The following is a 25,596-nucleotide window of genomic DNA, read 5'->3' as shown; positions in this document are numbered from 1 at the left end:
TTCGGAGGTTTTATATGTCACCCAGGTCCTACAGTTTTCTTTGGTTAGTTTATTTTGTTTCCGTCGGCGTTATGTCCATCGCAGGTGTTCTGACTATGGTAGCCGTCGTGGCATTCGGCTTTATTGCATTTGGCCTCGTTTTTATGGGAATGATGTGCGTTCTGCCTGCCGCAGTAGCACACCCTTTGCAAAACGAAGAAAAGGTTCCAGAAGCTGTGCGGTCGCTTAAGTCCAAGACACAAATGCACGTAAAAGAGGTTCGGGGTTTTTCAGCATATAAACACGTCTGAAAGTTTGAACTATATTCTAGCCACATCAATAAAATAAGGTCTCATCTTTTGTAGGCTGAGACCCTATATTTACTGGAGCCGGTGAACGGATTTGAACCGCCGACCTGATGATTACAAATTCTTTTCGGGCAAAGTTCATAGAGTGCTACTGAGTGTTATGAGGCTATATTCACTGGAGGCTGTAACATTGGTTTCCAACTGGTAACAGTCCAGATGAGCAAGTGGTTGTTACATTTCTCGCTACATACCAAATCACTCATCGTCTTGACGGTTCTAACCACTGATCTCGGATTTCACACGCGATAGGCCAAAAGTTCAATTCTTGTAGACGGCACCAATGTTTTCAATTACTTACCGGCACCACGAGGTGCCCGTTTTTCAATTCCCACCCAAATTCCCACCACCGAATTCGGCCTAGAATTTTGTAGCAAATCTTCTTCGTCGTTAGTAAAATAACGCTCTGGAGAGGCATTGTTTGAACTCCTTGAAAAAATGGTTGTTAGAGGTTCCATGACAGAGATCATTGATCGTGCAAGTTCCGGAATCCTGTAACAATGAGTCTTAATCCGAAATGTTAACGATAAGTTAAAGATTTAACATGTTTTGTAACATAAAGGATTGAAAAATATCGTATGATACTCTCCAAAGTTTATAAGGAGATCTACGATGAAGAAGAAAAAGCTAAAGGCAGAACTATCTAAAACCAAGAAAAAGTTGGCGGATGTCAAAGCTAAATTGAAAGCTGTTGAATCAACACCTACGCCTACACTAACACGCAAGACTGCGGCGAACACACCAAATGCCAAGGAGAAATCGGTTGCAGCAAAGCCAGCAAGATCCACTGTTAAGACGAGATCGCAAGCTAAGAAAATTTCTGAATACTAGTAATTTGCTATATCCATAAAAGATCTATTCACCGGTTAAGCATCGCTAGTAAATACTAAGAGGCTGCCTGAGTATTCAGAGCAGCCTCTTTTTGATTTGGTGGCCAGATAGCTTACTGTTGGACGATCATATCGACACCAACCGAATGGTTAGTGATGCTGACCGTCAGCGGGGCGAATGTTGAGTGCTTGGAATCGACGCTGATCGTGTACGTCTGGCCGACTGTCAGCCCTCCGAAACGATAAACTCCGAATCCATTCGACATTGCAGAACGGATCGCTCCCGTTGTGGTGTCCGTCAATGTGACGCGGGCATTTGCAATGCCCTGTCCCATCGTGTTCACCACACGGCCTGTCAGCTCGGCCTGGTTTGGTGCCGAGGCTGACAATTCGATCGCTCCGTCCGTTGTAAGTGTTCCCGGATCGCCTTCATTGAACATCACGTTCTCCCAAGTAAGCGGCGAGGTGGAACCAGGGGCTCCGACTGCCGTGAACTTGAGATTGAGCAGCAATCCGTTGCTGTCGATCGGATACGCTCCGTACATGACCACTCTCAGCAGTCCCGGCTCGTTCGGGTTTGCCACTGCTGTTAAGCCGCGGCTAACCGTTCCTGCCAGGTCAACAGGCTCTGCTTGAGGCTGGATCACTGTCGGATCATAACGGAGATCGAATTCATAAGAGATAATTCCCTTATTCACCGCTCCGTTGATAGCCACAGGTATGATCACTTCGCTGTCTGCCGGTGTCACAAGTCTCGGAGCTGCTATTGCCGTGCTCCTTTCAGGACCTGCTGCCGGTCGAAGCGGACCTGCTGCCCAGTTACCCGTCACCTCGCCCACAAGGATACCGATGTAGTCCTGTCCGGTCTGAACACCGATCGGGTCTGTGTATGACCTTGTAGTCGGTGATGCTCCGATCGGGAACGTCGGTTCGGTTACGCTCGGGACAAAGAACCTCCACGTGTTGGTGATACCAATTGGTGGCCCTAGGCCCGACACAAATCTCGCGATCTGTGCTGCGTCGGTCGATGACAGTGCTCCGTTATTCGTTACGTCTGCCGCTATCCTCTGACGAGAAGTTGGGATAACAGAAACAGCTGAAACGTGCTGGGCAATCCTCGCCGCATCAGCTGAAGAGATGCCGTTCTGACCGGTCGTCTTCGTAACACCAATCGTGTAGTTACCCGCACCGAATCCGGTCAGCGTATATTGTCCAGCTGTTCCGCCCGGTGCATCCGTGTTATCCGTAACAACCGGCGATCCTACTGTGCTTGTCACCTGCGCATTTGAGATGAACTTAGTCGTAGGCGATGCTGGGTTGCCGTAGGTTACTGTTCCGGCAATTGATGGCGTTCCAGCACCCGTAGGTGTTGATGTTGGCGTAAATGAATTTGTTGCTGTCGCGGTCGGCGTATTTGTTGGTGTAGATGTCGGTGTTGCCGTATCCGTCGCCGTGCTCGTCGGGCTGTTTGAAGGCACTGTGGTCGGCGTATTCGTTGCTGTCGCCGTTGGAGTTCCACCGCAATTTGGCGTATTAGGAGCCCCAGGAGTCAAAAGACCACAGGCCGGAAAGTTGGGGCTTAAAGGAGCAGTATACACCGTGCTGTTGCCACTAGGCCCGGCCAACTCGCCGTAGTACCAAGACGCTGCGTCAAATGCCGTAATACTCGCTTCAAATCTCGTCGTTGCGTCTGGCAAGTCCGTGTTTCCGCTGTCCACAAGAATGGGAGAACCGCCGTAAACTACGTTAAAACTTCCGCTGAGAACCCAACCAACGCCGTCAACTGGCGTTAGGCCGAAGGAAGCATCGAGAACGCCGTCGTTGTTGACATCAAGGTCCTGGCCCTCGAAAATCTGTGTCGGGTTGGTCGAAGTTGCAAGCAGAAATGTTTCGCCTCCGAAGCCGAGAGCGATACTGTTGACCTCAAGCACTGTAGTACCAGCCGGATAAGTTCGACCGGCACATATGTCAGAGTTACTAATGATCGTAATCGTTCCATTCGAACCAAAGCTAACGCCTGTCAGATTGCCAAGGTAAGTGACAATTCCAAATTGACCGGAATCTCCGTCAATCGAAAGGAAGAAAAGATTGTTAGGAGCCTGCGTGCTGGCAGGACCTTTAATTTCTATATATTCGCACTCTTCGCTAGCCGGATTAGGCGTATCAACGTTTACTTCGTTTAAAAATATACCTGGCCCCGCTACCAAGGTGTTTCCGCCGAACGCATGTCCACCATAGGCTCCGATGACCACTGGTAAGATGGAAAATATTATTGCACTGATAATCGCTACGGCAACCAACTTGGTGCTTGTGAAACTGAACGACTTATTATTTTTTATCATATGGCACTCCTAAGAAGATTTTATCCAGCAAGCAAAGAACTCCGACGCAGACCTTCACATCACGTCCAAAATTAAAACCCATTCCTTTTGCTGTCTTCGTAATGGTAAACAGCTTGAAATGACCTTTATGTCACAACAGAATAAATTTTCTGTTAATTATCGAGTTCGAGGGTTTCTATTCGGAAGGTTTTTGCTTTGTGAATGACGCGCCCGAAGAGCACTTTTCCTGTCAAACTGTGAAAATGTAACTAAGATTTGATGTATTGTTCTCCTCAACCTAACACTTTTGTAACTTCAAACAACTAATTTAGATTCATCAGCGATATTAAGGTCCTTTAGTACTTATTACGGTAGAAGTTTATTTATGATGCCTAAATTAGCCAGGGATAAGAGCGCAGTTGTTGATGAGATATTTGATGAAAATTATCCAGCAATGATGCGATGGGCGAATGTTGTTTCCAACAACAACAAGCCGCTGTCTGAAGATCTTGTTCACGATGTTTTTATCAAATGTAAGCGTTCGCCAAGTGACCTTTCGGAAATAGAAAATATCAAAAGCTTCCTATTTACCGCGATAAAAAACACTTATGTTTCCCAACTTAGGCGAAAGACCTCACGGCGCGAGGTCCCAATCGTCGATGAAATGTCGCCTAACTCAATGGGACTTGTCCATGATCCTCGTATTTCAGGCGCGGCCCGAGACCAGCTTCTTGATATCTGTTACTACGCTTGCAAAAGAAAAGAGAAATCAATTTCCGCTAGTGTTTTAATTTTTAGGTACTTTCTTGGGTATTACCCATTCGAGATAAAGAAGCTCCTTAAACGACCCCAAAATTCGGTTGAGGTGAGGATGTCGAAGGTGAGGGCAGAGGTGACTGAGTATCTTTGCGGTGAGGGAAGAATGGAGAAATCCAATCAGGGCATAAAAAAAGAATCCCAACTGAATAATCACAATACCACGGGCGACAATTTAACTGCTGAGATTCAATCGATCATATTTTTGCACGCGTCGGGAAAGTGTCTTTCAGCGAATGAATGGCGAAGACTTTATCTAAAAAGCAATGAGATTGGCCGCGAGGATATCAGCCACCTTGTGAGTTGTCTAAGCTGCCTCGACACAGTAAACGAGTTGCTAAGAATTCCTTTGTTAAGACACCGCCATCCCTTAGATAGCTGCAACGTTCAACCTCAACGAAGATTTCTGGATTCTGGCGGGATCCAAACAACGGTGTTCGCAATTCTTATTGTGTTAATTACCGCGTTCGTTAATTCTGGCCGTGCATTTTGAGATTCGTAGAAAGAAGTGAAAGTAAACTTTCTATTAAATCAGTCTGAACAAAATGCGCAGAATGTCAGAAATGGTATCTCGAAAGCGTCTTATATCTTGAATCGATTATTTTGCGCATGGGGCGCACTCCAGGGTAATTCCGATTGCCCCTCGTAGTTCTCCATTGTGCTAGTCAACAGTTTAGACGGGCGAAGGCTCGAAGCGGACATTTTTAATGTCATTTTCAATTTGATACAGATCGGCTGAAAAAGCCGTTGATTTAACTAGTTAAAAAAGAGAATAGGAGACAAAATGAAGAACTTCTTTAAAATTTTTCTTTGCATCACGGTAATGGTGTCGATGCAAACAGTGGCTTTTGGCCAGACATTTGGCTATATGGTCTCGGACAATGATCAGGATGCTACGAATTTTCCGCAGGCGCTTTTCAGGGTCAACCTTGCAAGTGGCGAGACAAAATATCTTGGTGATTTGCTCGTTGACCGAAACAACGATGGCGTTTGGAACGAGTCGATCGCTGCCGGAACGGGGGAACGCGTTCAACGTGAATACGAAGGCCTCGCATCGATCGGTGGCGTACTTTACGGTGTTCCTGAATTTGCGACTTTGTCCGGACAGATCTCGATCTGCAACACGGGCAGCGACCCTATCAGCGGTTTGTCAACCGATTTGAGAACATTTCGCTACAACGGCCCACAGCAGACGGTGCCGTCACCCGGCAATCGCCTTCCGGCCCCTGTCGGTGTCGGAGCACCCGGAACTTCATTCACAACGAGCGGCATTGTTGGTCCGCAGATAGGTGAGACCTGCATCGCGTTCGGTTCAGAATCCGCCTTGGGATACAACGCTGTCGACGGTTTTCTTTATTCGATCGCCAGCGACGACCTCATCGCACTCCCGGCAATTCGCAGCCGCGTTTACAAGATCGATCCGACGACAGGTTTAGCAGTTGCGAGTGCCGACGTGACCAATCCGATGCGTGCAGTTGGCAGCTCACCATCTGTTCCTTCTGTTGGTGATATCAATCCTTACATGGATGGATTCACCATCCTGCCAAGCGGTTTTGCATACGGTTCGGAACTTCGTTTTGACGTTGATGCAGGAGCTGCTGATCCCGACACTCGTGACGCTGGTGCCCTCTACCGAGTCTATCTTGGAAGCGGAACCGCATCAGGCGGTGACCAGTGTACCGTTGGTACTCCGGTAAGTTTTGGCAGTGCCTGCCTTGTCAAACACCTGCTTCCGGGCGTTCTTTCGCGAGATACCGGTTTGGGTAACCAGGCAAATGGAACCATGTACATTCTGAACGAAAGAGGCCTTCTTTACAGAACAACTCTTTCGCCGACGAGCACGGTTACGACGATCACGTTGCAGACGACTGGTGCGACATCGGGTGCCGGCGGCGGCGCGGCGGGAACGCGTATCGAGGGCTGCCGCGGTGCGGTGCTAGCTGACGAATTCCAAGCGACCACCCTGACAACTGGTGGATGCCGCGATCTCGAAAGCTTCGATATTCCGCTGGTAACGCTTAATCAGCCTTCAATCTAGGCAAGTTTGACTACCCGTTTGGACGATACGGGAAGTCTCGGGCATCAGGGCGATGGTGAACACGCCCTGATGCAACCTTTCTAAAAAAATTTGTTGGACCTTGCAACCATCTGCGGTTTAAGGAAAAAAATATAAAATGATCACTCCGATACGCAATATATACTGCATTACTTTTTTGATATTTTTATTGTTTTCGGCTATTAATGCTCAACAGACGGATAACGGTTCGCTAAGCGGAACTGTCAAGGATCCAAATGGTCAAGTTGTTGCGGGTGCATCAATAGCGGCTAGAAATACAGGTACAGGGAGTCGACGAACAGCAACGGCCGATGGAGAAGGGCGCTGGTCGATCAACGTGCTTTCGCCCGGGGTTTACGAGATCAAGGTCGAGGCCCCAACCTTTCAAGTTACGACGCAGAGCGTGACTGTAAGTGCAAGCAGTACTGCAGTCGTGAATACTGTGATGGGTATTGAGGCTGAGGGCGCCGTAGTCACCGTAGATGCTGGTGATCAAAATTCAACATTGAGCACGGAGCAGAGTCCTGTGACGGGAACAACAATCACCGGACGGACACTTGAGGCAGTTCCGACAGCAAACAGGTCATCGTTTGGCCTACTGGGCAATGATACATCGGTTTCGGGCAACTTAACTGACCCTCTATCAAACGGCAACGGGAACCCGGAGGTTTCCATAAACGGCAATCGCACAACCAGCGTTGGAGTTCTTTTCAACGGCATAGACGCGACCAATCTTTCCGGTACAGGATCGCTTACTGAGAACTTTGCTCCCGCACCCGAGACGGTTCAGGAAGTGAAAGTTTTGACGAGTCTTTATGATGCGTCACTTGGCAGAAACGGAGGCGGAAATGTTCAGGTTGTTACCCGCAGCGGAACAAATCAGTTCAACGGCACCGCTTACATTTACGCTCAGAATGAGAAATTTAACGCAAACGATTTTTTCTATAATCGCGACGGTATCGATCGGCAGCGTGCCAGACGCATCGAGGGCGGCGGCACCATCGGTGGTTCGATCATAAAAGACAAACTCTTCTTCTTCGGCGGATATCAACATACCGATGCTGAGTCAGCATACGTTTCGACAGCACAAAGTTATGTCGTCCTTCCGTTAGCGTTGGCCTTTACCTCCAATCGTTCGCCCGAGGCATTGAGAATCGCATTTCGCGCTGGGCGTGGTGATACCGGAGGGGTTGGATTTGACAGTCCGGCATGCATAACCACATCGCGAATACCTCAATTTGCCAATACAAACCAACTCAATCGCCTTTGCATCGATCCGTTTGGGCCGGGATACAAACTGTTTACGCTTAGAAATCCGGTTACCGGTGGCTATTTGATACCATCGTTAACGCCCGGTCGCTATTCGCAACTTTACCTAAACCCGCTGAATACAACATTTGATACAGACCCGACGCTGAGCGGTTTCGACATAAACAAGATACCGTTGCTCGATCTCGTTCGCGAGAGCAGTATTGCGGGTGGTAATCCGCTTGCTCGTTTCCGAAATGTTTCTCCGGCCGAATTCAAGCAAGATCAGGCAACATTACGGCTCGATTACAATTTATTTCAGGGTGGTTCCTCAGCCAATACGCTGTACGGAACATTCTTTTTTGCGAATTTTCCGGCGATCGAACCTTTTAGTTCAGATATATCGGTTTCACCGTTTCCCCTGAAAAAAGACGACAAAAATCGGACCCTTGCCATTACGGATCAGCACGTTTTCAACGATAAGTTGATAAATGAAATTCGATTCGGGTACTTCAAGCTAGACAACACGAGACGGTTGGACGAAAGAATGCTGACGTCTGAGTTTACAAACACTGCTTTAGGTATCGATAATCCGGCGAGTTTCTTTGCACCCGGTGATTTTTCCGAAAGATGCGGCCGGCTCTCGGGTCGCGGCAACATTCAGGATTTTCAGGTTTGCGCTTCGAGTGACATCTTCAACAAGCGAGACCAAACCACGCTGACTTTTGCAGACAATGTTACATACACCCGTGGACAGCACGGTATAAGATTTGGAGTCGAGTACAAGCGTAACTCTTTCGAAACGGATCTGCCTGAAGAACAAGGCGGCGATTTTGAAAAACTGGATAATTTTAGCTCGTTACTTTTGGGCTATGTGCCCGAGGCCGACACAGCCTTTGGTATCAGCGACAAATCGTTTCGCTTCAATGACCTCAGTTTTTATGTGAGCGACGACTGGAAAGTTGCTTCCGGGTTAACGCTAAACCTCGGTTTTCGATGGGATTGGTTTGGATTGCCTACGGAAAAAAATGGCCGCATCGCTAATTTTGACCCTTCGCTGATTACCGATCCTAATGACATCCGTCCGGGCTTGATCCTACCGGACAATACAACAGCGAATACTGGTTTCGTCGCCATTGACGAATCGATTCCGACAATCACCAAGGTCAACAATAAGCATACGCTAAATGGACAGGATCTAAATAATTTCGCCCCGCGCGTCGGTTTCGCATGGGTGCCGTTCAAAGATGGCAAAACTACGATCCGCGGCGGCTATGGTATTTTCTACGACCGTCCGTCGGGCTCCTTCATAAACACACTTTATAAAAATTATCCGTTTTTCCGGGAAATCGAGTCTCATGAAGATCTTTTCAATCCGTTTGCGCTCCAGTATGACCGAGCCTTCGGAGACGCAAACCCGCTGATACCATTTAGCAGCTATCTGCCGTTTAGAACCCAATACGTCGGTGGCATATCGGTTGCCTCGCCGTTACAGTTGTTCGATAGCCGTCCGATAACGACCGTAATAAATGGAAATTCGTATAGCGGCGGACGGGCAGAACCGCTGGAAGTTCGCGCGGTGGATCGCGATCTGAAAACCCCGTTGATCCAGCAGTGGAATTTTGGAATACAGCGTGAGTTGTGGAAAGGCTGGACAGTGGAGGCTCGGTATGTCGGGTCGAAGGGCCAGAATTTACTGCTTGCCGTCGGATTTAACCAGGCATACGATCTAAATGACCCGACAACACCCGATTATATATTTGAAAGACTCAATCAGGCCTATCTAAACAGCCCCCTGGCTCAAAATTTTCCCCTGCGAGAGGGAGCAACCGCAAGAGAACGCGGTTGCGGAATTGCTTTCGGTGCGTCGCGTTTCCCCCTGAGTATCCCCGGATTTCCATATCCGGCGGGGCCGCCGTGCCCTGGTTTTGCCGGTCCCTTTGAATATAATTTCGACGCCTACAGTAATTCGGGAGCCGAAGGCACGGACTTGATCCCTACGGAACTGCGTGTTCCATATTTGGGCCTCGACCCTGTTGAATCGGTGATGCTCCAATCCCGTGGATACTCGTCGTACCATTCAGGGAACTTAAATGTCAGCAAGAGATTTTCAAAAGGGGTCGGAATGAACTTTTCTTATACCTGGTCGAAATCGATCGATATTGGCTCAACCGATCCGGGCAGCACCGCCGCATCAGGCCGGCCGGATACGCCAAATTTGGGCCTAGTTGTTCAGGGGGATCAGCGAAATATCAACAGCAATAAAGCGGTTTCTGACTTTGACCGTCCGCATCGGTTTTCTTCGAGCTATGTTTGGGAACTTCCGAGTTTTGGATCGAAGTCAAAGTTTCTTACTGGATGGCAGCTCTCTGGCTTCGGACAGTGGCAGTCAGGAACACCGTTCACTATTTTGGCGAGCGACGTCGAGTTTGTTCCGATAAACCAAACCGGTAATTTTCAGAATCAGTTTCTTGGGATCTTCAGAATAAACGAAATTCGGCGCGATCCCCAAAATCCAAATGGGTCTATAGCTTTCGCCTACACAAGTTACAACTCAGGACGTGCCAGCGGAACACTATTCAATGCAGGGTTCGGTCGCCCCAATGTTCGCAGTTTGCAGCTACTTAGAATGCGCAATTGTCCTGATATTACTTTGTGCTATTTCAATACGGGCCAGAACCCTAATGATCCGAATTCTGCCCTGCTCGCGGCCTACGGACGTTTTGGCAATCTGCCTCGAAATGCTCTGCGCGGCCCGTCGCAGAAGCGTGTCGATCTTAGTTTGCAAAAGACTACAAAAATTTCCGACCGCGTAGTTATGGAACTTAAATGGGACATATTTAACTTGTTTAATTTTGTGAACTTCGCTAACCCGAATGCAGATCTCACCGACGAGACTGATTTTGGCCAAATCACAAACACGGTCGGATCACCGCGTGTAATGCAATTTGGGCTAAAACTAAGATTTTAAAACGTTATTGGAGAACCCGTTTCACGCAGACAAGTTAGAAAATCTCCGGACGACGGGAAGAATAAAGATATGAGATGGAAAATATTATTGCCTTTTAGTTTGATAGTCGCTGTTTTGTTCGGCGGTGTTTGGTGGCTTCAGGACTCCCGTGCAAAGGCTGCGAAGCTGGAATCACAAATTCTAAAGAAAATTACCGCTGAGGAGATCGTATCCGTGCTGAAAAGTCAGGAATCGAGCGATCCGGAAAAAACGAGAGCGGTAGTAGCATCTCCTGAATCGCGAAAAGTTTTTCTCAAAGGCCTGCGTGAATACCTCTCACTGGCATCCCGTGCCAGACGAGAGGGATTGGCTGACGATCCGAATTACAAGCTAAATCTTGAGAACAAAACCAGAGCTCTGCTTGCTGGAATGTACCAAGCGAAACTTGGTGCGGAACAAAAGATAGGGAAAATCACTCAGGATCAGATTGACGCCTTTTGGTCTGATCAGTCGAATGAGGATCAGTTCAAACGAGAATTCGATGCGGTCGCAGCGATTCAGCGAACAGCGGCCGAGTATATGGAAAGCAATACGGGCGTAAATCTTCCAACATCCGGCGAAGCCCTCGAAAAAACCCGCATTGGTTGGGCTAAGACTAAGATAACGGCCGATTTGGCAATGGCTGACGGCGAGTTTATGGCACTTCCGGTTGTAAAGCTTAGGAGGGAAATACTAGAGGCCGGGATTTTGTCAACCAACGTCATGTCAAAACACTGGCTGGCAAACATAAAAGCGTCTGAGGCGGACATAAAAAAATATCTCAGCGAGCATCCTGAGTATGATCTTTCGGCTAAACGGGTTTTGGCGGAAAAATTACTTCAGCGAGTGCGCGGCGGCGAAGACATATCGAAACTGGCTAAAGAGTTTAGCGAAGATCGCGGCTCGCGCGATCAGGGTGGCCAATACTCCGACTTTGCTGCCGGCGGGCTTTGGATTGAGATCGAGAATGCGGCCCGCGGATTGAAGAAAGGCGAGATCGCCGACCGATTGATAGAGAGTAAGGACGGTTGGCACGTTCTTCAACTGGTGAACACAACCGGAACAGGCTCTGACACAAAACTGACAATAAAACACATTCTGATCCAGAAACGCTTTGAGGATCCGAATTCCGCCCGCGTAGTCTCATCAGCTCCGTCACCGTTCAAAACGCCTACTGAGATCGCAAAAGGTGAAGTAGAAAGAGCAAAAAGACAGACGTTTATTGACGGAATTATAGCGGCTGAAAAGATTGAATTACCCGAAGACTTTGAATTTGAAATGACGCCTTCAGCATCAGGCGAATGATCGAAATGCGTTAAGAGAGCGTGTGTGTTTTGATCCCGATGTAAGAACTTGTCGAGGAATTAAAAAATGGAGAGAACAATGTTACGCAAAAGAGCAACAAAATTTGTAGTACCTATTATTATCGTTATCATAATTTCAACATTTGGAATAGCCGCAAACGCCGCAGGATCTCCGTTTTTGGATTCGATCCGCGATTTTTTTGGCTATCAACAAACTCTAACTAACAATCTTTGGTCACGACCAAACAACCCGACATCGCCAGCAGTGGAACCGATGATGTTTGGAGACCCAGCGATCCTTACATGGAATACGTTCGGCAATCTCGGAACGGAGACGACGGAGCCGAGTACCACAAACGACGCAAACCTATCGGCCGCCAACCTAACGCAAGGAACGATAACAGCCGCGGCGAATGGGAATCGTTTTGGTGGTAATAACTGGTTTGATACGGGCGATACAAACCCGACAACTTTGGCTGAGTCGGTTGCCGGTAATGACTACATTCAGTTTATTGTTACTCCCAACGCAGGGTTTTCTTTCACCCCTACGTCTTTTGTTTTTGTTTGGGATCGATCTAGTACCGGACCAAGCAGCGTTACTTTGCGGTCTTCGGCTGATGGTTTCACCGCAGACCTTGGCACTGTCACCGGAATTGTTAGCGCCGCCTTTGCAACAAACACGATCACCATTTCAGGTTTAAGCAACCTGTCCACAGCCACAACTTTTCGGCTTTATGGTTACGGTGGCACCGCGACAACCGGAACAGGCGGCCTTGATATAAATGTCAATGCCGACAACGTGTTCCTAAACGGCACAACGCAGTCACTCTCAACGCCGACAAACACGCCGACGGATACTCCGACACCGGCAACAACCAACACGGCAACGGCAACGAACACGGCAACATTCACACCGACGCCGGTGACAGCGACAGTCTTCGTACTGAACGAAGTAGAAGTGGACACGCCGAATCTGGCCTTTGAAGCGTGTCAATATGCGGAAGTGCGTGGAACAGCTGGTGAAATACTTCCGGCAAACACATACTTCGTATCGGTTGACGGTGATTCGGGACAGTTTGGCGTCATCAACTATATTGCAAATATCGGAGGCACGGTCTTCGGTGCAAACGGAACGATCACGGTCATAACAGATACGGATACCTGTGCGGGCCGCAGCTATACGGGCTCGACAGTTGTTTCAACGAACAGTATCGCGATGGGCTTTGGAGCCGAGACGTACATGATCGCTTCGTCAACAACAACACTGACAGAAGGACAGGACATTGACGTTGACAACAACGGAGTGATCGATGCCGGATTCGGAATCACGGCGATCGACGGAATCGGCTGGATCTACAATCAGGCGAATAACGTAGTCTATGGCGGTGCACCGGTACTCAAGGAAGGCGACATCGATCTTCCGGGAGCGGCGACACGCTTTGATGGCAACAGTGCGATCAACAGCTTCGCCGCGTGGTTCTGGGGTGACGTGGTCGGTGCCGACAACTCGACGACATACGGCGGACAGCTGAGTGTGAACTTCCCGCTTGACGGTGGTAGTCCGTGCGGTGTGTTGACACCGGGAGCACCGAACACGCAGTCGGGAACATGTTTAGCACCGACGCCGACGGCAACTTCAACGGCAACAGAAACCTCAACCCCGACAAATACTGCTACGGCGACAAGCACGGCGACGGCAACGAACACGCCGACGCCTGCGGACACACCGTCAATCGCCGGAACGATAACATACGGTAACCCTGCATCGCCGACCCTGAAGTTCATCTCGAACGCACAGGTGACAAGCACGGTAGGATCGCCGGTCGTTACGGATAACACGGATGCACCGGGCGGAACAGCAGGACAGTATACGCTAACCGGCTTTGGTGCTGGCAACTACACGATCGGCGTGACGAAGACAACCGGAGCAAACGGTGTTTCATCCGCCGACGCTGCAAGGATCGCTCAGCATGTTTCCGGCCTTTCGCTTATCACCGCTCCTCGCCAGCTGATTGCAGCAGACGTAACGAATAACGGAGCACTGTCGTCAACCGACGCTGCACAGATCGCAAGGTTTGTGTCAGGGCTTGGAGCACCTGTAGGCCTGACTGGCCAATGGAGGTTCTTCGTTCCGAGCGTAACACAACCGACATTCCCGATCGGAGCATCACCGACGACAAGGAGCTACACGGATCCGATCGGTGTTCAGACCGGACAGGACTACATCGGTATCCTTGTGGGCGAGACGACGGGTAACTGGGCAGCAGGTCCGCTTCGACCGGCCGCAGGGCCTGAGAGAAGCACGGCAGTTGATCTGCCGCGTCTTGTCACGCCAGCGGACAGCGAAGTGATCATCCCTGTTTCGGTTAACGGAGCGGTGAATAAGGGAATCCTCTCTTATGAGTTCGAACTCCGATACGACCCGACAGTGATCCAGCCTCAGGCAGAGCCTGTGGAACTGGCAGGAACGGTGAGCCGCGGCTTAACAGCTGTTGCCAACCCGAACGAGCCTGGACTGTTGAGAGTGGTCATGTACGGAGCGTATCCGATCGACAGCAACGGATTGTTGCTCAACCTCAAGTTCACGGCAGTCGGAGCACCTGGCTCGGTATCGCCGCTTACTTGGGAGGGAGTGATGTTCAACGAAGGCGATCCTGGAACGCTTGCAACGGACGGAACGGTTGAATTGTCAGCCTCGGCACCAAACCAGGCCGAGCTGACAGGCCGTGTGGTCAACACAATGGGACAGGGCATTGCAAATGCCCGCGTCACATTGACGGACACCACCACGGGAGCAACCCGTTCTGCAATGTCGAATGGATTCGGAGCATATCGTTTCGGAGGGCTGACAGTCGGCCAGACGTACACGATCAGCGTCGATTCCAAGCACTCGGCATTCGCCCCGCTGACGGTCAGCATCACCGGCCAGTCAGTCAACACAGACATGATCGCTGCTCAGTAACCTAGACGACGATCAACTAAACCAAAAAGGGCGAGCTTCGGCTCGCCTTTTTATAATGGTTAACCGGGGGAACTCCGCTATTTATGTCAGTAAACATTAGTTTTTTGACATCTCAATTTGAGAGTGTTGAATTCAAGTGAAACCTATATTTTAACAGATGACTTATTCAAGTGTTTTTTGACACGTTCTTTTGACCAAGGCATTGAGATGTCAGCCAACCCGTCGCATATCACAGGAAAGATCAGATGTTGCGTTTTTCACCTATTGTCAGGGAAAAGAGATTACCAACGTGAGAGAGACGATCCCATCCAATATCCGCGTTTATTAAACTGGCCCGTGATTTGATGTTAGATATTCCGCGTCCATTGCCTGTAACGATGTCCGGTCGGAACGGCGAACCGTTGTCATGGATCGTTAGGAGAAATCTTCCATCGGTAAAAACCTCGACGCTTATTTCGACATGGGTTGCGTCGGAATGCCGGTTGATGTTTGTGATGACTTCCTGTGCGATGCGGTAAATGTGAAGCTGCTCTATGATGGGAAATTTTATAAGTTCGTTGGCGTCCTCGCTGGTTGAGAATTTGTGATCTTTGACGGAACGGCTGAGAAGAAATTCAAGCGCGGCTACAAGGCCGACATTTTCGAGGACCGACGGACTGAGGTCTTCGCAAATGCGCCGTATCTCGGTCGATACGGACTCGATCTCCGATCGAAACTCCATGTTTGGCGGCGAGAGCCGGTCGCTCATCATCAACAAATTACGCAGGTCCGCCAGCGTTTGGTCGTGCAGATCACGGGCGATGCGGCTGCGTTCGCGCTCGGCTTCGTTCGCGAGATCGAACCGCGCGGCGGCAAGTTCCTTATTGCGAAGTGCAATGTGCCGCCTCTCGATCATCGCCCACGCAAAAGCGATCAAAGCGATAAGCAGCAAAATGCCCAGAGCCGCCGCTGTCCACGGAAACGGCGCCTTGGCGATGGAAAATCGAATTACCAGCGGTTCCGATGCCAACAGGTCGCGGTTGTATGCGACCGACTCTAATCTGTATTCGCCGGGCTTTAGGTCGGACGGCGAATACTGCGCTTCGTTCGAAAATCTGATGTCGACAAGGTCACCTTTTCCGTTCTTCAAAAAGAACGCATATTGGAACTCTTCGGGAAAGGTTCGGCTGCTTTGTCCGGCGACCTCGATCTGGAGTGAATTTTGCGGGTAATCAAGCTCGATTATCGAATCGATCTCTCCCGCGTCGTGTAGCCTTTTGCTAAGTACGCTAACCGCGATGAGTTTTGGAGCGACGGTTCCCGGCTTGTACAAGACGATGCCCCGATTGGTAGCTATTATTAACTCATCAGCGGCGTTCGGCCTGATCAAAAATGCTTTCTCCGAAGGCATTCCTTGTTCAAAGCCAATCGAAGAGACCAGCCAGCCCAAACGATCTTCATGACGTGCATGAAGCAATCCTCGGGTCGTCGTGGCGGACCAAATCTGCCCGTCACGGGTGAAGACATCGCGGACTTCCTCAGCAGCAACGATCTGTTCGACCGCGCCATTGCGAAAAGTAAAAACACCATGCTGGCCGGCAATGTAAAGCGTGCCTTCCGGTGTGTCGAACATATTCCATATCGTTCCGCTTTTTAAAGCATCCGGACCGGCCTCGCTCTTTACAGTTTTGCCGTCGAAGCGAAACAGGCCATGTCCGGCCGTTCCGATCCATACTCTGTCACCAACAAGGTTGCAAACGGATGTAACGGTCTCATCGGCGAAGACAGTCTGAGGCACGTTGCCAGTAATGTCCACGACTCCGCGCCCATAAACGGCGGCATAGGACCGCGAATCAAACGACGCGAAACCACGTACGTCGCCATCGAAAAGTTTTTCCCCGGATGTATCGAAAACGCCTTCCGATGTCCCGACGATCATTTGTCCGCCGGGTCGATTCGTAATGGCGTAGATAACCTTGTTCCTTAAACCGGGAACCTCGGTCCAGGCCCGATTCTCACCTTTTATGAACAGTCCGCGATTCGTGCCCGCATAACTTCGCACATCCCACATTCGATAAAATGTGCGAATAAAATTGCTGTTTGGAATATCGGATACGTTTTCCTGAAATGCGCCTGAGGGATCGAAACGGCTCACTCCGCGATTGGTTCCGATCCAGAGGACGCCTTCGCGGTCGGTGAAGAGTGTGTAGATCGTGTCGGAACGCAGGCCACCCGAGGTGTTCGCGAATGTGTACGCTTTTTTCAGCTTCGAATCGACAAAATTGAACAGGCCATACCGTTCGGTACCAGCCCAGGTGCCGTGATCATTTGCCGCGAGCGTTAGAACTTTCGACGTCGGGGCAGAAACTCGTACTGGCGTCTTGTCCGGGTCAACTGCAATTATTCCGCTGGCGCCTCGGGCGGCGTCGATTCCCAGCCAAACGATAAAATTCGAGTCGCGTACAATCGCGTTCACGAAGGGCGAGCGCACAGGCAAAGTAGATTCGTTCTCCGCGATACCCTCATCTACAAAAAACACGCCCCGGCCTGAGGTGCTGGCGAAAATGCCCCCATGATCGGCTTGGATCAAGCCGGTTATGATCACAGGTGTTCCATCCGCGGACGTGATGGGAGGAGCAAATAGAGGAGTGCCGACGAGACCGCCGTTCTCATCCCTCCGCACGACCAATACCAGGCCGCTCTCTGTTCCGAGAACGACGTCGCGCGCGGTACCAGGCCGCCAAATGTCATCACCTCGTGCTACGATCGCGGTTATGGCCATGCCACGGGTATTTTCTACAGGCTCAAATCCGTTATTCGAATGGACGAAAGCCCCGGCCCGCGTCCCAACCCACAACTCACCGTTCGCGCGGGTGTTCAGAGCGAGTATCCGGTTCGCGTCAGGGCTACCAAGCGAGAAATTCTGTATCCGCCGGCCGTCGAATCGAGCGAGGCCATTGTCCGTGCCGAACCACATCACGCCATCGGGCGTTTGCTCGATGGCGCGGACGGCATCCGACGGCAGGCCATTAAAAAGCGTGATTGAGCCCCATTGATGAAAGTTTAATGCGGTTGGGACAGGTGACGGTGTCGGTTTTGCTGAGGGTGTCTGCGTCGATGACGGACTCAACGCGGGGGACGGCGACGCCGCGGGTGAAGGTTGCACGTTTTGTGACGGCGCGTTAGTGAGGGCCGATAAACATACCACCACGAAGAGCAGAGTGGAAAAGGTAATTGGTACGAAAAAATTGCGCATCAGCAGCAGCGACCGATACAGGCGCTCTCATATTCTTCATACGACAGAGGTGACATGCACCAAACAACAACTGCGTTAGCATTTATTCCAATCGCAAGGGTCAGAAGAAAAATATCTATACAGAAAATGAATTGAACAACACGGATCGGCATGTTACTTCTCCTTGGTAAACCGCTCACGATCTCGCTCAAGCCACTCAGCGAGTTCGTTCTCGTCTTTTTCGAGTTCATCGCTATTGATCAAGCCGCGCCTCAGAGATTCAAAAAATGCTCGGGTGCGGGTGTTGTAGGCGAGCTTGTCATAAGCCTCGTTTTCCGTTCCCGCGGAACTCTCAGGGAAAAGCTTTTCGTACAGCGTCGCAAGCCGGCTCTCGACACCGCGCAAGCTCAGGCTGCATTTACGAGCGATCGCCCAATTTGAAAGGCCGAGCGCCAAATATCTTAAAGCCTCGGTCTCAAATTCCGTCAACAGCGGACGCTGAAACGAATCTTTAAATGCCGGGTCGATCATATCCGCGCCGTCCTCGAGCACGGCGGCGACGAATCTCAAGAAACGATCCTCCGGATTATTTTTGTGAATAAAACCGTACGTCGGCTGCGGCGTAACCGAGCGAACGATCTTGCGTATCTCGTTAATGTAAATTTCGTGTGGAAACTGCGTCCAGAAGATCACTCGGGCCTCGGGAAACGACCGCCAGATCGTCCGCGCCGCTTTTACGCCGGACAGCTTTGGCATTTGAATATCAAGAATAGAAAGAACGGGGCGCTGCTCGATCGCGAGGTTCACGGCTGATTCGCCATCCTGCGCCTCGATGAGTGGCATGTGCGACGGAAATTCTTTTGTTAAAAGCGCTCCGAGATATTGTCGCTGCGCATCATTATCTTCGGCTATCAGGATCGGCATTTAGGTTTGACTCTCACTTAATTATTCAAGGATCGAAGAAAGTGCATTAGATCGTCACGATTATAGCAATTTCGTCGATACCTAACCCAAGATAATCCATTGCGGCAGATCAGCAAACCGAGCCGTGGCGGTACACCAATGTGGATTTCCACACTACCCCAACGATGGCAGTGCTCTCGCATCGGCAAATCTATCTTGTAAAAATCAATAACGAGAGGTGAGAAATCATGAATATCAAGTCTTATCTGTTTCGATCAATGATAGCCGGAATCGCATTTCTTTTAGGGATCTCGGCACAACGGAATTTATGGGAATTGGACCGATCTTGCCGGCAGTGGCTCAATACCGCCGCTGCCGTCCTTCCGTTCCAGAGCGCATATGAAAACCTGTTCGGCGCAAAGGCCAGCGCAGCTTCCGGTGATCTCACCGGCGAATATTACTTGTCCGAAGAAGTAGTTCCGGGCGGCTTCACAGACTTCGCGCGTATTGAGTTTTACAACGCACAACTACGCTCACGGCGCTCCTATTCTGCCTACTGGAGCAATTTGTGCCGATCGGGTGTACAAGTTTATTAGCGTTGCGATCAGCCGGGAACTTCTAACTTTCGAGACCGAGGAAAAAGGCGGCATCAGATACCGGTTTAAGGGCAAGGTACTGCAAGGCGATATGAAGGAAGAGGAATCACCTGAACTTGGAGGAGATATTGTCGGCAAACTTGAGAAGTTTAAGAACGGTTCGGTAATTGCGGCGATAGATACAACATTTTTTCTCTTCGGAAGTTAACTTACTCCGTAGATCTTTAAAAATAAGAAAAAGAGCCGTCTGAAAACCTCTGTTTTCTGCCGGTTTTTTATTTTAATGTAAACGGCGATGGTCCAAACTTCGATTTGCGAGAACGAGAGGTAATTATCCCAACCGCCGACTGTGGTTGGTACGGTTCGGGGCTGTGGCAGCAGACATTATTTTGATCCCGAAAAGATCATAGGATCGTTTTGGATAAGGGGAGAAGCCTTATCCGATTTTCTGATACGGAGCTGCTGCAATGAAAAAAAATAATAGTTCGCATAATGTACCACGTTTGATTCTGTTGCTGTTTATGACAGCGTTTCTTTCCTTTTCCGCCTCGGCCCAGGTTAGGGCCCAAGAGGATAAAACCCTTTCCCCGTACTTTTTTGTAAAAGGCGATCCAAGTATCGATCAACTTCCGCTCAAAGATACTCGCGTCGATATCGCTGTGTCGGGCGTTATTGCCGATGTCAGGGTCGTCCAGACGTATCGAAATGAGGGCACGCGTCCGTTTAATGCAACCTATTTCTTTCCGGCCTCGACGCGGGCCGCGGTTTACTCGATGCGGATGAAGATCGGCAATCAGGTCATAGTTGCAAAGATCAAGGAACGCGAAAAGGCAGCGGAAGAATTTGAAACTGCAAAAAAAGAAGGCAAGAGCGCGTCGCTGCTGGAGGAAAGCCGGCCCAACGTGTTTTCGATGAAGCTCGCCAACATCATGCCAAATGACCAGATCGACATTGAACTTCGCTACACGGAGTTGTTGATTCCTACCAACGGCATCTACGAAGTGGTCTATCCGACCGTCGTAGGGCCGCGCTATCCGTCGAAGGGTGACGACAACGCCCCGAAAAGCGGCCCCGTGAATGCCGCGTACTTGCGCCAAGGGAACAGCGGACCGAGCAGGCTTCACATTTCAACCAGGATCTCGGCCGGCGTACCCATTGAAGACGTGACTTGCATATCGCACCAGATTACAACCGACTGGCCTAGCAGGAGCGTGGCTCAGTTGATCTTGGACGACGCTGACCCGTTCCAGGGAAACCGCGACTTTGTCGTTCGTTATCGTTTGGCCGGGGATCAGATTAAATCAGGGCTGATCCTGTTCCAGCATGAGGATGAGAATTTCTTTCTCTATATGGCCCAGCCGCCGCAACGAGTGAAGGCCGAGGGCATTCCGCCGCGAGAGTTCATTTTTGTAGTTGACGTGTCGGGCTCAATGGAAGGTTTTCCGCTCGACACGGCAAAACAACTCCTGGTAAACCTGATCGGTGGTTTACGGGCACAGGATTATTTCAATGTCGTGCTATTCGCGGGCGATTCGACGACCCTCTCCCAAGTGCCGCTCCAGGCAAATCGCGAGAACATCACCCTCGCGCTTGACCTGCTAAGTAGACAACGCGGCGCCGGCGGTACCGAGCTGTTGCCCGCTGTCCAACAAGCTATGAGCCTGCCGCGGGGGCAAGGCATTTCGAGAAGTATCGTTCTTATAACTGACGGTTATATCTCGGGCGAAAAAGGAGTTTTTGATCATATTCGCGCAAACCTCAATCAATGCGGCGTGTTCTCTTTCGGCATCGGCTCGTCGGTGAATCGTTACCTGATCGAGGGCGTCGCCAAGGCGGGAATGGGCGAACCTTTTATCGTCACCGAGCCGTCGGAGGCGGCCGCAACGGCAGAAAACTTTCGGGAATATATTCAGTCGCCGGTGCTTTCGGATATAAAACTTCGTGCGGCAGGTTTTGATGTCTATGACGTATTTCCGGCACACATACCCGACATGCTTGCGCAACGGCCGTTGATCGTCTTTGGCAAATGGCGCGGGCCCGTTGGCGGAACATTCGAGCTGACCGGAAAAACGGGTGCGGGCGACTATTCGAACACTCTAGACGTCGCCGGTGTTCAAGCGGACAGCGACGATCCGGCGCTGAGGTATCTATGGGCACGAAACCGTATAGCCGAGCTTTCGGATTACGGGAGCGAATACCTTGCGGATGACAAAGTGAAGGAGATCACCTCGCTCGGCCTCAAATACAACTTGTTGACACCGTATACATCGTTTATTGCGGTCCGTGAAAAGATAGTCAATCCGAGCGGTTCTGCGGACGATGTCAGCCAACCCCTGCCTCTACCGCTCGGCGTCAGCGATATGGCGGTCGGCAGCGAACCCGAACTTGTTTGGCTGTTCGCCTCACTCGCATTAATAGCAATGTTTTTGATAATCCGAAGGCGCCGGAACCGTTTTACCGGTCCAGGGTCTCGCTATCTGGCAAGGTGACCCTAGTATGAAACCACTAGACAGATTGACAGCTATCGGGCAGTTGATCGTCGTGCTGCTTATCGGCGCGGCGATCAAGCTGTTCTATTCGACGGCAAGCGTTAACGACCTACTTTGGATCCTCGCTCCCACCCGCTTACTGGTAGGCCTGACGACGGGCGTCGGATTTACATTCGAATCTTACTCAGGCTACATGAGCACCGATCATTCATTTTTGATCGCTGCCCCATGCTCCGGTGTGAATTTTATGATCACCGCATTCCTCGTGCTCGCTCTTGGTAAACTGTGGAGATACCGGTCACGGAGCATCGGTTTCAGTTTCATTCCGCTTTCGCTTGTCTTCGCTTACCTGACGACGATCGTTGCCAATACAGTCAGGATCTCGACCGCACTTTACATTCGCAGGCTGGACCGTGAGCTGATCTGGTTAAACCCCAAGGAACTGCATCGGTTCGAAGGGATCGTTATCTACTTTGGCTTTCTGCTGATACTGTTTATTGTGAGCGAAAATGCGGGTCCGGATGTTCAAACACGTCCGAATAGAAGCTGGGCGCGGCTTTGGCGATATTTGCTTCCGCTCGCGATCTACTATGTGGTGACGATCGGCGGTCCGCTTGCCAATGGGGCTTTGCGTCGCGGCCCGGTGGCCTCTGACTTCTGGCATCATTCGCTTTTCGTATTGCTTACGCCAATAATACTGCTGTTTCCTATTGCCGTTATCGGTCTGCTAAAAAATCCACTATTTCGGTCCCTTATTGGGTGTCAAAAAACCAATTGAAAAATATGCAATCGAGCAGCCCAATTTCATTAGGCCATCGTCATTCAAAAACACGTGTCATAAAACTGTAGTTTTATGACGGTATGTTCCAAAAAGTTCCAATTGATGCAGAGAAGCAACTCAAAGCCCCATGTTGTGAATCCAGTGGCACATGGGATGGCGACTAGTATCAATTACGATGAAAAATATCGGATCTCCTGATGGGAATGCCTCCTTTAATCCTCCATCATCGCAACTGAATGGTTATGAAGGGCACTTCCAGTAAGTGTGAGGCTGATCGCCTCGCGGTTGGGGTTTTTAACAACGGCCTCATCAATCGCCCAAACTAATTGTTTGAGAATCTTGGCGAATGAGTGGCTTGGAAACCGCCCCCAAGAGCTGTAGCTTTTACCGAACAATGACGCCGAGCCGTAGTAACCGTGCTGTGATCTATCGCGGCTAATATGGACGGCTATTCGCTGTCCATTGCGAGTGGCGTAAAGCGTTCTATGAAGTTGCCTAGTGTGAATCGATTCCATTTTGGCGGTCAACCGAAAAACACCAATTTGAGGCTATGAAAAGAATGGAAGAGGTAAGACTCTAAAAAGAGGTCAAAAAACTCGCAAAAAGCGCATAGTCGCTACAATTATCGCTACACTACAAAATAAAGGCTTCAGCCATATTAGCTGAAGCCCTTTTATTTACTGGAGCCGGTGAACGGATTTGAACCGACGACCTGATGATTACAAATCAACTGCTCTACCAACTGAGCTACACCGGCATTTTCGCTGAGTCACAGGACTTGATGCGAACAAAAATAGTAGCAAAATCTGTGTTCTCTGTCCAAATCTAATTAGCAAATAAAATTGTTTAACAATAAACAAACATATTGACGGCATGGTGGCAAAGACGTTATAGTGTAAACGGCGTCAATTTTTGGCGTGCGTCATCTTTAATCTACCCTGTACCCTTGCTCTTCCATGCAAGGGTTAAATTACAAAACAACGAAAGGAGAAAATCGTGAATTTTCAAAAGTTTTTTAACTGTCGGATATTCTTAGCTGGCCTGATGTTAGGCATTTTTTCGATGGTAGCAGCAGCACAGTCAGTGCAGCCGTCCATAAAGATTGAAAACAATAAAACATGGTCAGTTGCGAGCGGAAACAATCTTTATTGCGCTGGCTACATTCAATCGAGTGCTATCAGCGACGCTAACAAGATCATTGGCGGAACAGATGAGGCTGACAAGTACAATTTTTCTCAGAACGATTTTCTTTACCTTAACATGGGGTCAAATAAAGGCGTCAGCGTTGGCGATCTCTTTGCCGTAGTGAGACCTCGTGCACAGGTGAAAAGCAAATGGTCACCGAAAAACGATCTGGGCTTTTATGTTCAGGAAGTCGGAGCCTTAGAGGTTGTTAGTGTGAAGTCTGACCATTCGATCGCCCGCATCAAATCTTCTTGTGACGTTCTTCTGCTTGGCGACCTCGTGCAGTTGATCGACCAGAGAAACAGTCCGCTCTTTGAGCAAACACCTGCGTTGGACCTATTTAGGGATGCGTCTGGTAAGGCGATTGGCAGGATATTGATGTCGCGTGATGGAGCCGAAGCCTTGGCTCGTGACTTTGTCGCCTATGTCGATCTTGGAGCCGACAATGGTGTGAAGGTCGGAGATCGTCTAACTGTCTTTCGCCCGCTTGGAAAGGGCAACCTTTTCAAGAAGCCTGAAACGGAAGATGTCACGGCTCGTGATTACGGATATGAGAGCGAAGTTTACAAAGGCGGAAAGTTTTCGAATCAAGCCGCCCGGAAAACTGGATCTCACGCCGGAGGTTCTGAGGTTACAACGGCTGAGGCAAAACAAGGCCGTCCGGCGGGACTCAGAAAGATTACCGGCGAGGCTGTTGTGCTTAACGTGAAAGAAAAGACAGCGACCGTTGTTATCACGAGGACAGCGTCGGAAATTCATCCGGGTGACTTTGTGGAAATGCAGTAACGGAAAAGATCTATTTCGAATCAAAGACGAATAAGCGATTGCTTATTCGTCTTTTTCGTTTTATTTAAATCGGGCTGCTCCGGCGATTGCGGATGAAGAAGGAAAAATAATCATACATAGACCAAATAGCCGTAATGACGGCGACCCAAAGTGCACCTCTGCCAACAAGATAGCCGAATACCTTCCAGTCATTTGATGTCAGCGACAGATTTGCGAGATTAGAAAATGCCGTTTGCACTTCTGCAACTTGCCAAAAGAAGGCAGGGTAATCGAGCCCGAAATTTGAAACCGGCGGATTTCCCGTTGCCGCAGCGACCAGTAGTGCTACGATGGCTACGCATTGTGCCCACATCTTTAATTTGCCGATACTCTGCGCCTGAATTATGATGCCTTCGCTGGCGGCGACTGAGCGCAAGCCGGTGACTATGAACTCACGACCGAGAATTACGACTACTGACCACGAAGGTGCGAGGTGCTTTTCGACAAGAACAATCAACGCGGCAGAGACGAGCAGTTTGTCAGCGATCGGATCGAGAAGCTTTCCTAGATTAGAAACTTGATTACGGCGGCGTGCCAAGTGGCCGTCGAGTATGTCGGTGAGCGAGGCAATAAGAAAGATTACTATCGCCAGAGCATAGCCGTTGATGCCAAACCAGTTCTCGCCAGCCGGCGTGAGAAGTACAACGACCAGCAATGGAACGATCACGATGCGGCCAACAGTAATGTAATTGGGCAGATTCACACTTGTTTCCAAGTGTATGTTCTGCCCTTC

The 25,596-nt window shown here is 49.9% G+C and carries 17 protein-coding genes and 1 tRNA gene; 12 read left to right on the top strand and 6 right to left on the bottom strand.

The window, feature by feature from the left end:
- The first annotated feature begins 14 nt into the window (after positions 1-14).
- Both IPL32_02850 and IPL32_02845 read left to right on the top strand, forming a co-directional pair.
- Positions 15-290: a hypothetical protein gene (locus IPL32_02850; protein ID MBK8464743.1), complete on the top strand. Its 276-nt coding sequence runs from the start codon at positions 15-17 to the stop codon at positions 288-290.
- Between the two features lie 666 nt (positions 291-956).
- Positions 957-1,175, top strand: a complete 219-nt coding sequence (locus tag IPL32_02845; protein ID MBK8464742.1) for a hypothetical protein — start codon at positions 957-959, stop codon at positions 1,173-1,175.
- A 112-nt stretch (positions 1,176-1,287) separates the two neighbouring features.
- Here the strand turns inward: IPL32_02845 and IPL32_02840 are convergent, their stop codons facing one another.
- Entirely contained in the window at positions 1,288-3,516 is a 2,229-nt protein-coding gene (locus tag IPL32_02840; protein ID MBK8464741.1) for a carboxypeptidase regulatory-like domain-containing protein, read from the bottom strand.
- A gap of 364 nt (positions 3,517-3,880) precedes the next feature.
- On the opposite strand from IPL32_02840, the gene IPL32_02835 reads away from it, so the two are divergent.
- The 5 genes from IPL32_02835 (at position 3,881) to IPL32_02815 (ending at position 14,870) form a co-directional block, all read left to right on the top strand.
- Positions 3,881-4,804: an RNA polymerase sigma factor gene (locus tag IPL32_02835; GenBank protein ID MBK8464740.1), complete on the top strand. Its 924-nt coding sequence runs from the start codon at positions 3,881-3,883 to the stop codon at positions 4,802-4,804.
- Positions 4,805-5,095: 291 nt separating this feature from the next.
- Entirely contained in the window at positions 5,096-6,349 is a 1,254-nt protein-coding gene (locus IPL32_02830; GenBank protein ID MBK8464739.1) for a hypothetical protein, read from the top strand.
- 136 nt (positions 6,350-6,485) lie between these two features.
- Positions 6,486-10,586, top strand: a complete 4,101-nt coding sequence (locus IPL32_02825; protein ID MBK8464738.1) for a carboxypeptidase regulatory-like domain-containing protein — start codon at positions 6,486-6,488, stop codon at positions 10,584-10,586.
- A 69-nt stretch (positions 10,587-10,655) separates the two neighbouring features.
- The gene (locus tag IPL32_02820; GenBank protein ID MBK8464737.1) at positions 10,656-11,909 is read left to right on the top strand and encodes a peptidylprolyl isomerase; all 1,254 of its coding nucleotides are present in this window, start codon (positions 10,656-10,658) and stop codon (positions 11,907-11,909) included.
- A gap of 78 nt (positions 11,910-11,987) precedes the next feature.
- The gene (locus IPL32_02815) at positions 11,988-14,870 is read left to right on the top strand and encodes a carboxypeptidase regulatory-like domain-containing protein (protein MBK8464736.1); all 2,883 of its coding nucleotides are present in this window, start codon (positions 11,988-11,990) and stop codon (positions 14,868-14,870) included.
- 241 nt (positions 14,871-15,111) lie between these two features.
- Here IPL32_02815 and IPL32_02810 read toward each other — a convergent pair whose 3' ends face one another.
- Both IPL32_02810 and IPL32_02805 read right to left on the bottom strand, forming a co-directional pair.
- Complete coding sequence (locus IPL32_02810; GenBank protein ID MBK8464735.1) at positions 15,112-18,015, bottom strand: hypothetical protein; 2,904 nt, start codon at positions 18,013-18,015, stop codon at positions 15,112-15,114.
- Positions 18,016-18,258: 243 nt separating this feature from the next.
- Positions 18,259-19,008, bottom strand: a complete 750-nt coding sequence (locus IPL32_02805; GenBank protein ID MBK8464734.1) for a response regulator transcription factor — start codon at positions 19,006-19,008, stop codon at positions 18,259-18,261.
- 227 nt (positions 19,009-19,235) lie between these two features.
- Here IPL32_02805 and IPL32_02800 point away from each other — a divergent pair, with 227 nt between their 5' ends.
- From IPL32_02800 to xrtK, 4 genes are all read left to right on the top strand, one after another.
- The gene (locus IPL32_02800; protein ID MBK8464733.1) at positions 19,236-19,583 is read left to right on the top strand and encodes a hypothetical protein; all 348 of its coding nucleotides are present in this window, start codon (positions 19,236-19,238) and stop codon (positions 19,581-19,583) included.
- Positions 19,567-19,791, top strand: a complete 225-nt coding sequence (locus tag IPL32_02795) for a hypothetical protein (GenBank protein ID MBK8464732.1) — start codon at positions 19,567-19,569, stop codon at positions 19,789-19,791. The genes IPL32_02800 and IPL32_02795 overlap by 17 nt, the downstream gene beginning before the upstream one ends.
- 259 nt (positions 19,792-20,050) lie before the next feature.
- Positions 20,051-22,072: a VWA domain-containing protein gene (locus tag IPL32_02790; GenBank protein ID MBK8464731.1), complete on the top strand. Its 2,022-nt coding sequence runs from the start codon at positions 20,051-20,053 to the stop codon at positions 22,070-22,072.
- A 7-nt stretch (positions 22,073-22,079) separates the two neighbouring features.
- Positions 22,080-22,850, top strand: a complete 771-nt coding sequence (gene xrtK / locus IPL32_02785) for an exosortase K (protein MBK8464730.1) — start codon at positions 22,080-22,082, stop codon at positions 22,848-22,850.
- Between the two features lie 215 nt (positions 22,851-23,065).
- Here xrtK and IPL32_02780 read toward each other — a convergent pair whose 3' ends face one another.
- Positions 23,066-23,368 carry a hypothetical protein gene (locus IPL32_02780; protein ID MBK8464729.1) on the bottom strand — a complete coding sequence of 101 codons (303 nt, stop codon included), beginning with the start codon at positions 23,366-23,368 and terminating at the stop codon, positions 23,066-23,068.
- A 166-nt stretch (positions 23,369-23,534) separates the two neighbouring features.
- Positions 23,535-23,610: transfer RNA gene (locus IPL32_02775), tRNA-Thr, on the bottom strand.
- Between the two features lie 305 nt (positions 23,611-23,915).
- Between IPL32_02775 and IPL32_02770 the strand changes: the two genes are divergently transcribed.
- Positions 23,916-24,824, top strand: a complete 909-nt coding sequence (locus IPL32_02770) for a hypothetical protein (protein MBK8464728.1) — start codon at positions 23,916-23,918, stop codon at positions 24,822-24,824.
- A 64-nt stretch (positions 24,825-24,888) separates the two neighbouring features.
- On the opposite strand, the gene pgsA is transcribed toward IPL32_02770, so the two are convergent.
- Positions 24,889-25,566: a CDP-diacylglycerol--glycerol-3-phosphate 3-phosphatidyltransferase gene (pgsA, locus tag IPL32_02765; protein ID MBK8464727.1), complete on the bottom strand. Its 678-nt coding sequence runs from the start codon at positions 25,564-25,566 to the stop codon at positions 24,889-24,891.
- Between the last annotated feature and the right edge of the window lie 30 nt (positions 25,567-25,596).

Source organism: Chloracidobacterium sp., assembly GCA_016711345.1.
Taxonomy (GTDB): Bacteria; Acidobacteriota; Blastocatellia; order Pyrinomonadales; family Pyrinomonadaceae; genus OLB17.
This window is presented reverse-complemented; position numbering and strand designations above follow the sequence as displayed.

Coding starts and splice junctions, on each gene's coding strand:
- IPL32_02850 (MBK8464743.1), top strand. CDS start 15: ATGTCACCCAGGTCCTACAGTTTTCTTTGGTTAGTTTATTTTGTTTCC.
- IPL32_02845 (MBK8464742.1), top strand. CDS start 957: ATGAAGAAGAAAAAGCTAAAGGCAGAACTATCTAAAACCAAGAAAAAG.
- IPL32_02840 (MBK8464741.1), bottom strand. CDS start 3,516: ATGATAAAAAATAATAAGTCGTTCAGTTTCACAAGCACCAAGTTGGTT.
- IPL32_02835 (MBK8464740.1), top strand. CDS start 3,881: ATGATGCCTAAATTAGCCAGGGATAAGAGCGCAGTTGTTGATGAGATA.
- IPL32_02830 (MBK8464739.1), top strand. CDS start 5,096: ATGAAGAACTTCTTTAAAATTTTTCTTTGCATCACGGTAATGGTGTCG.
- IPL32_02825 (MBK8464738.1), top strand. CDS start 6,486: ATGATCACTCCGATACGCAATATATACTGCATTACTTTTTTGATATTT.
- IPL32_02820 (MBK8464737.1), top strand. CDS start 10,656: ATGAGATGGAAAATATTATTGCCTTTTAGTTTGATAGTCGCTGTTTTG.
- IPL32_02815 (MBK8464736.1), top strand. CDS start 11,988: ATGTTACGCAAAAGAGCAACAAAATTTGTAGTACCTATTATTATCGTT.
- IPL32_02805 (MBK8464734.1), bottom strand. CDS start 19,008: ATGCCGATCCTGATAGCCGAAGATAATGATGCGCAGCGACAATATCTC.
- IPL32_02800 (MBK8464733.1), top strand. CDS start 19,236: ATGAATATCAAGTCTTATCTGTTTCGATCAATGATAGCCGGAATCGCA.
- IPL32_02790 (MBK8464731.1), top strand. CDS start 20,051: ATGAAAAAAAATAATAGTTCGCATAATGTACCACGTTTGATTCTGTTG.
- xrtK (MBK8464730.1), top strand. CDS start 22,080: ATGAAACCACTAGACAGATTGACAGCTATCGGGCAGTTGATCGTCGTG.
- IPL32_02780 (MBK8464729.1), bottom strand. CDS start 23,368: ATGGAATCGATTCACACTAGGCAACTTCATAGAACGCTTTACGCCACT.
- IPL32_02770 (MBK8464728.1), top strand. CDS start 23,916: ATGGTAGCAGCAGCACAGTCAGTGCAGCCGTCCATAAAGATTGAAAAC.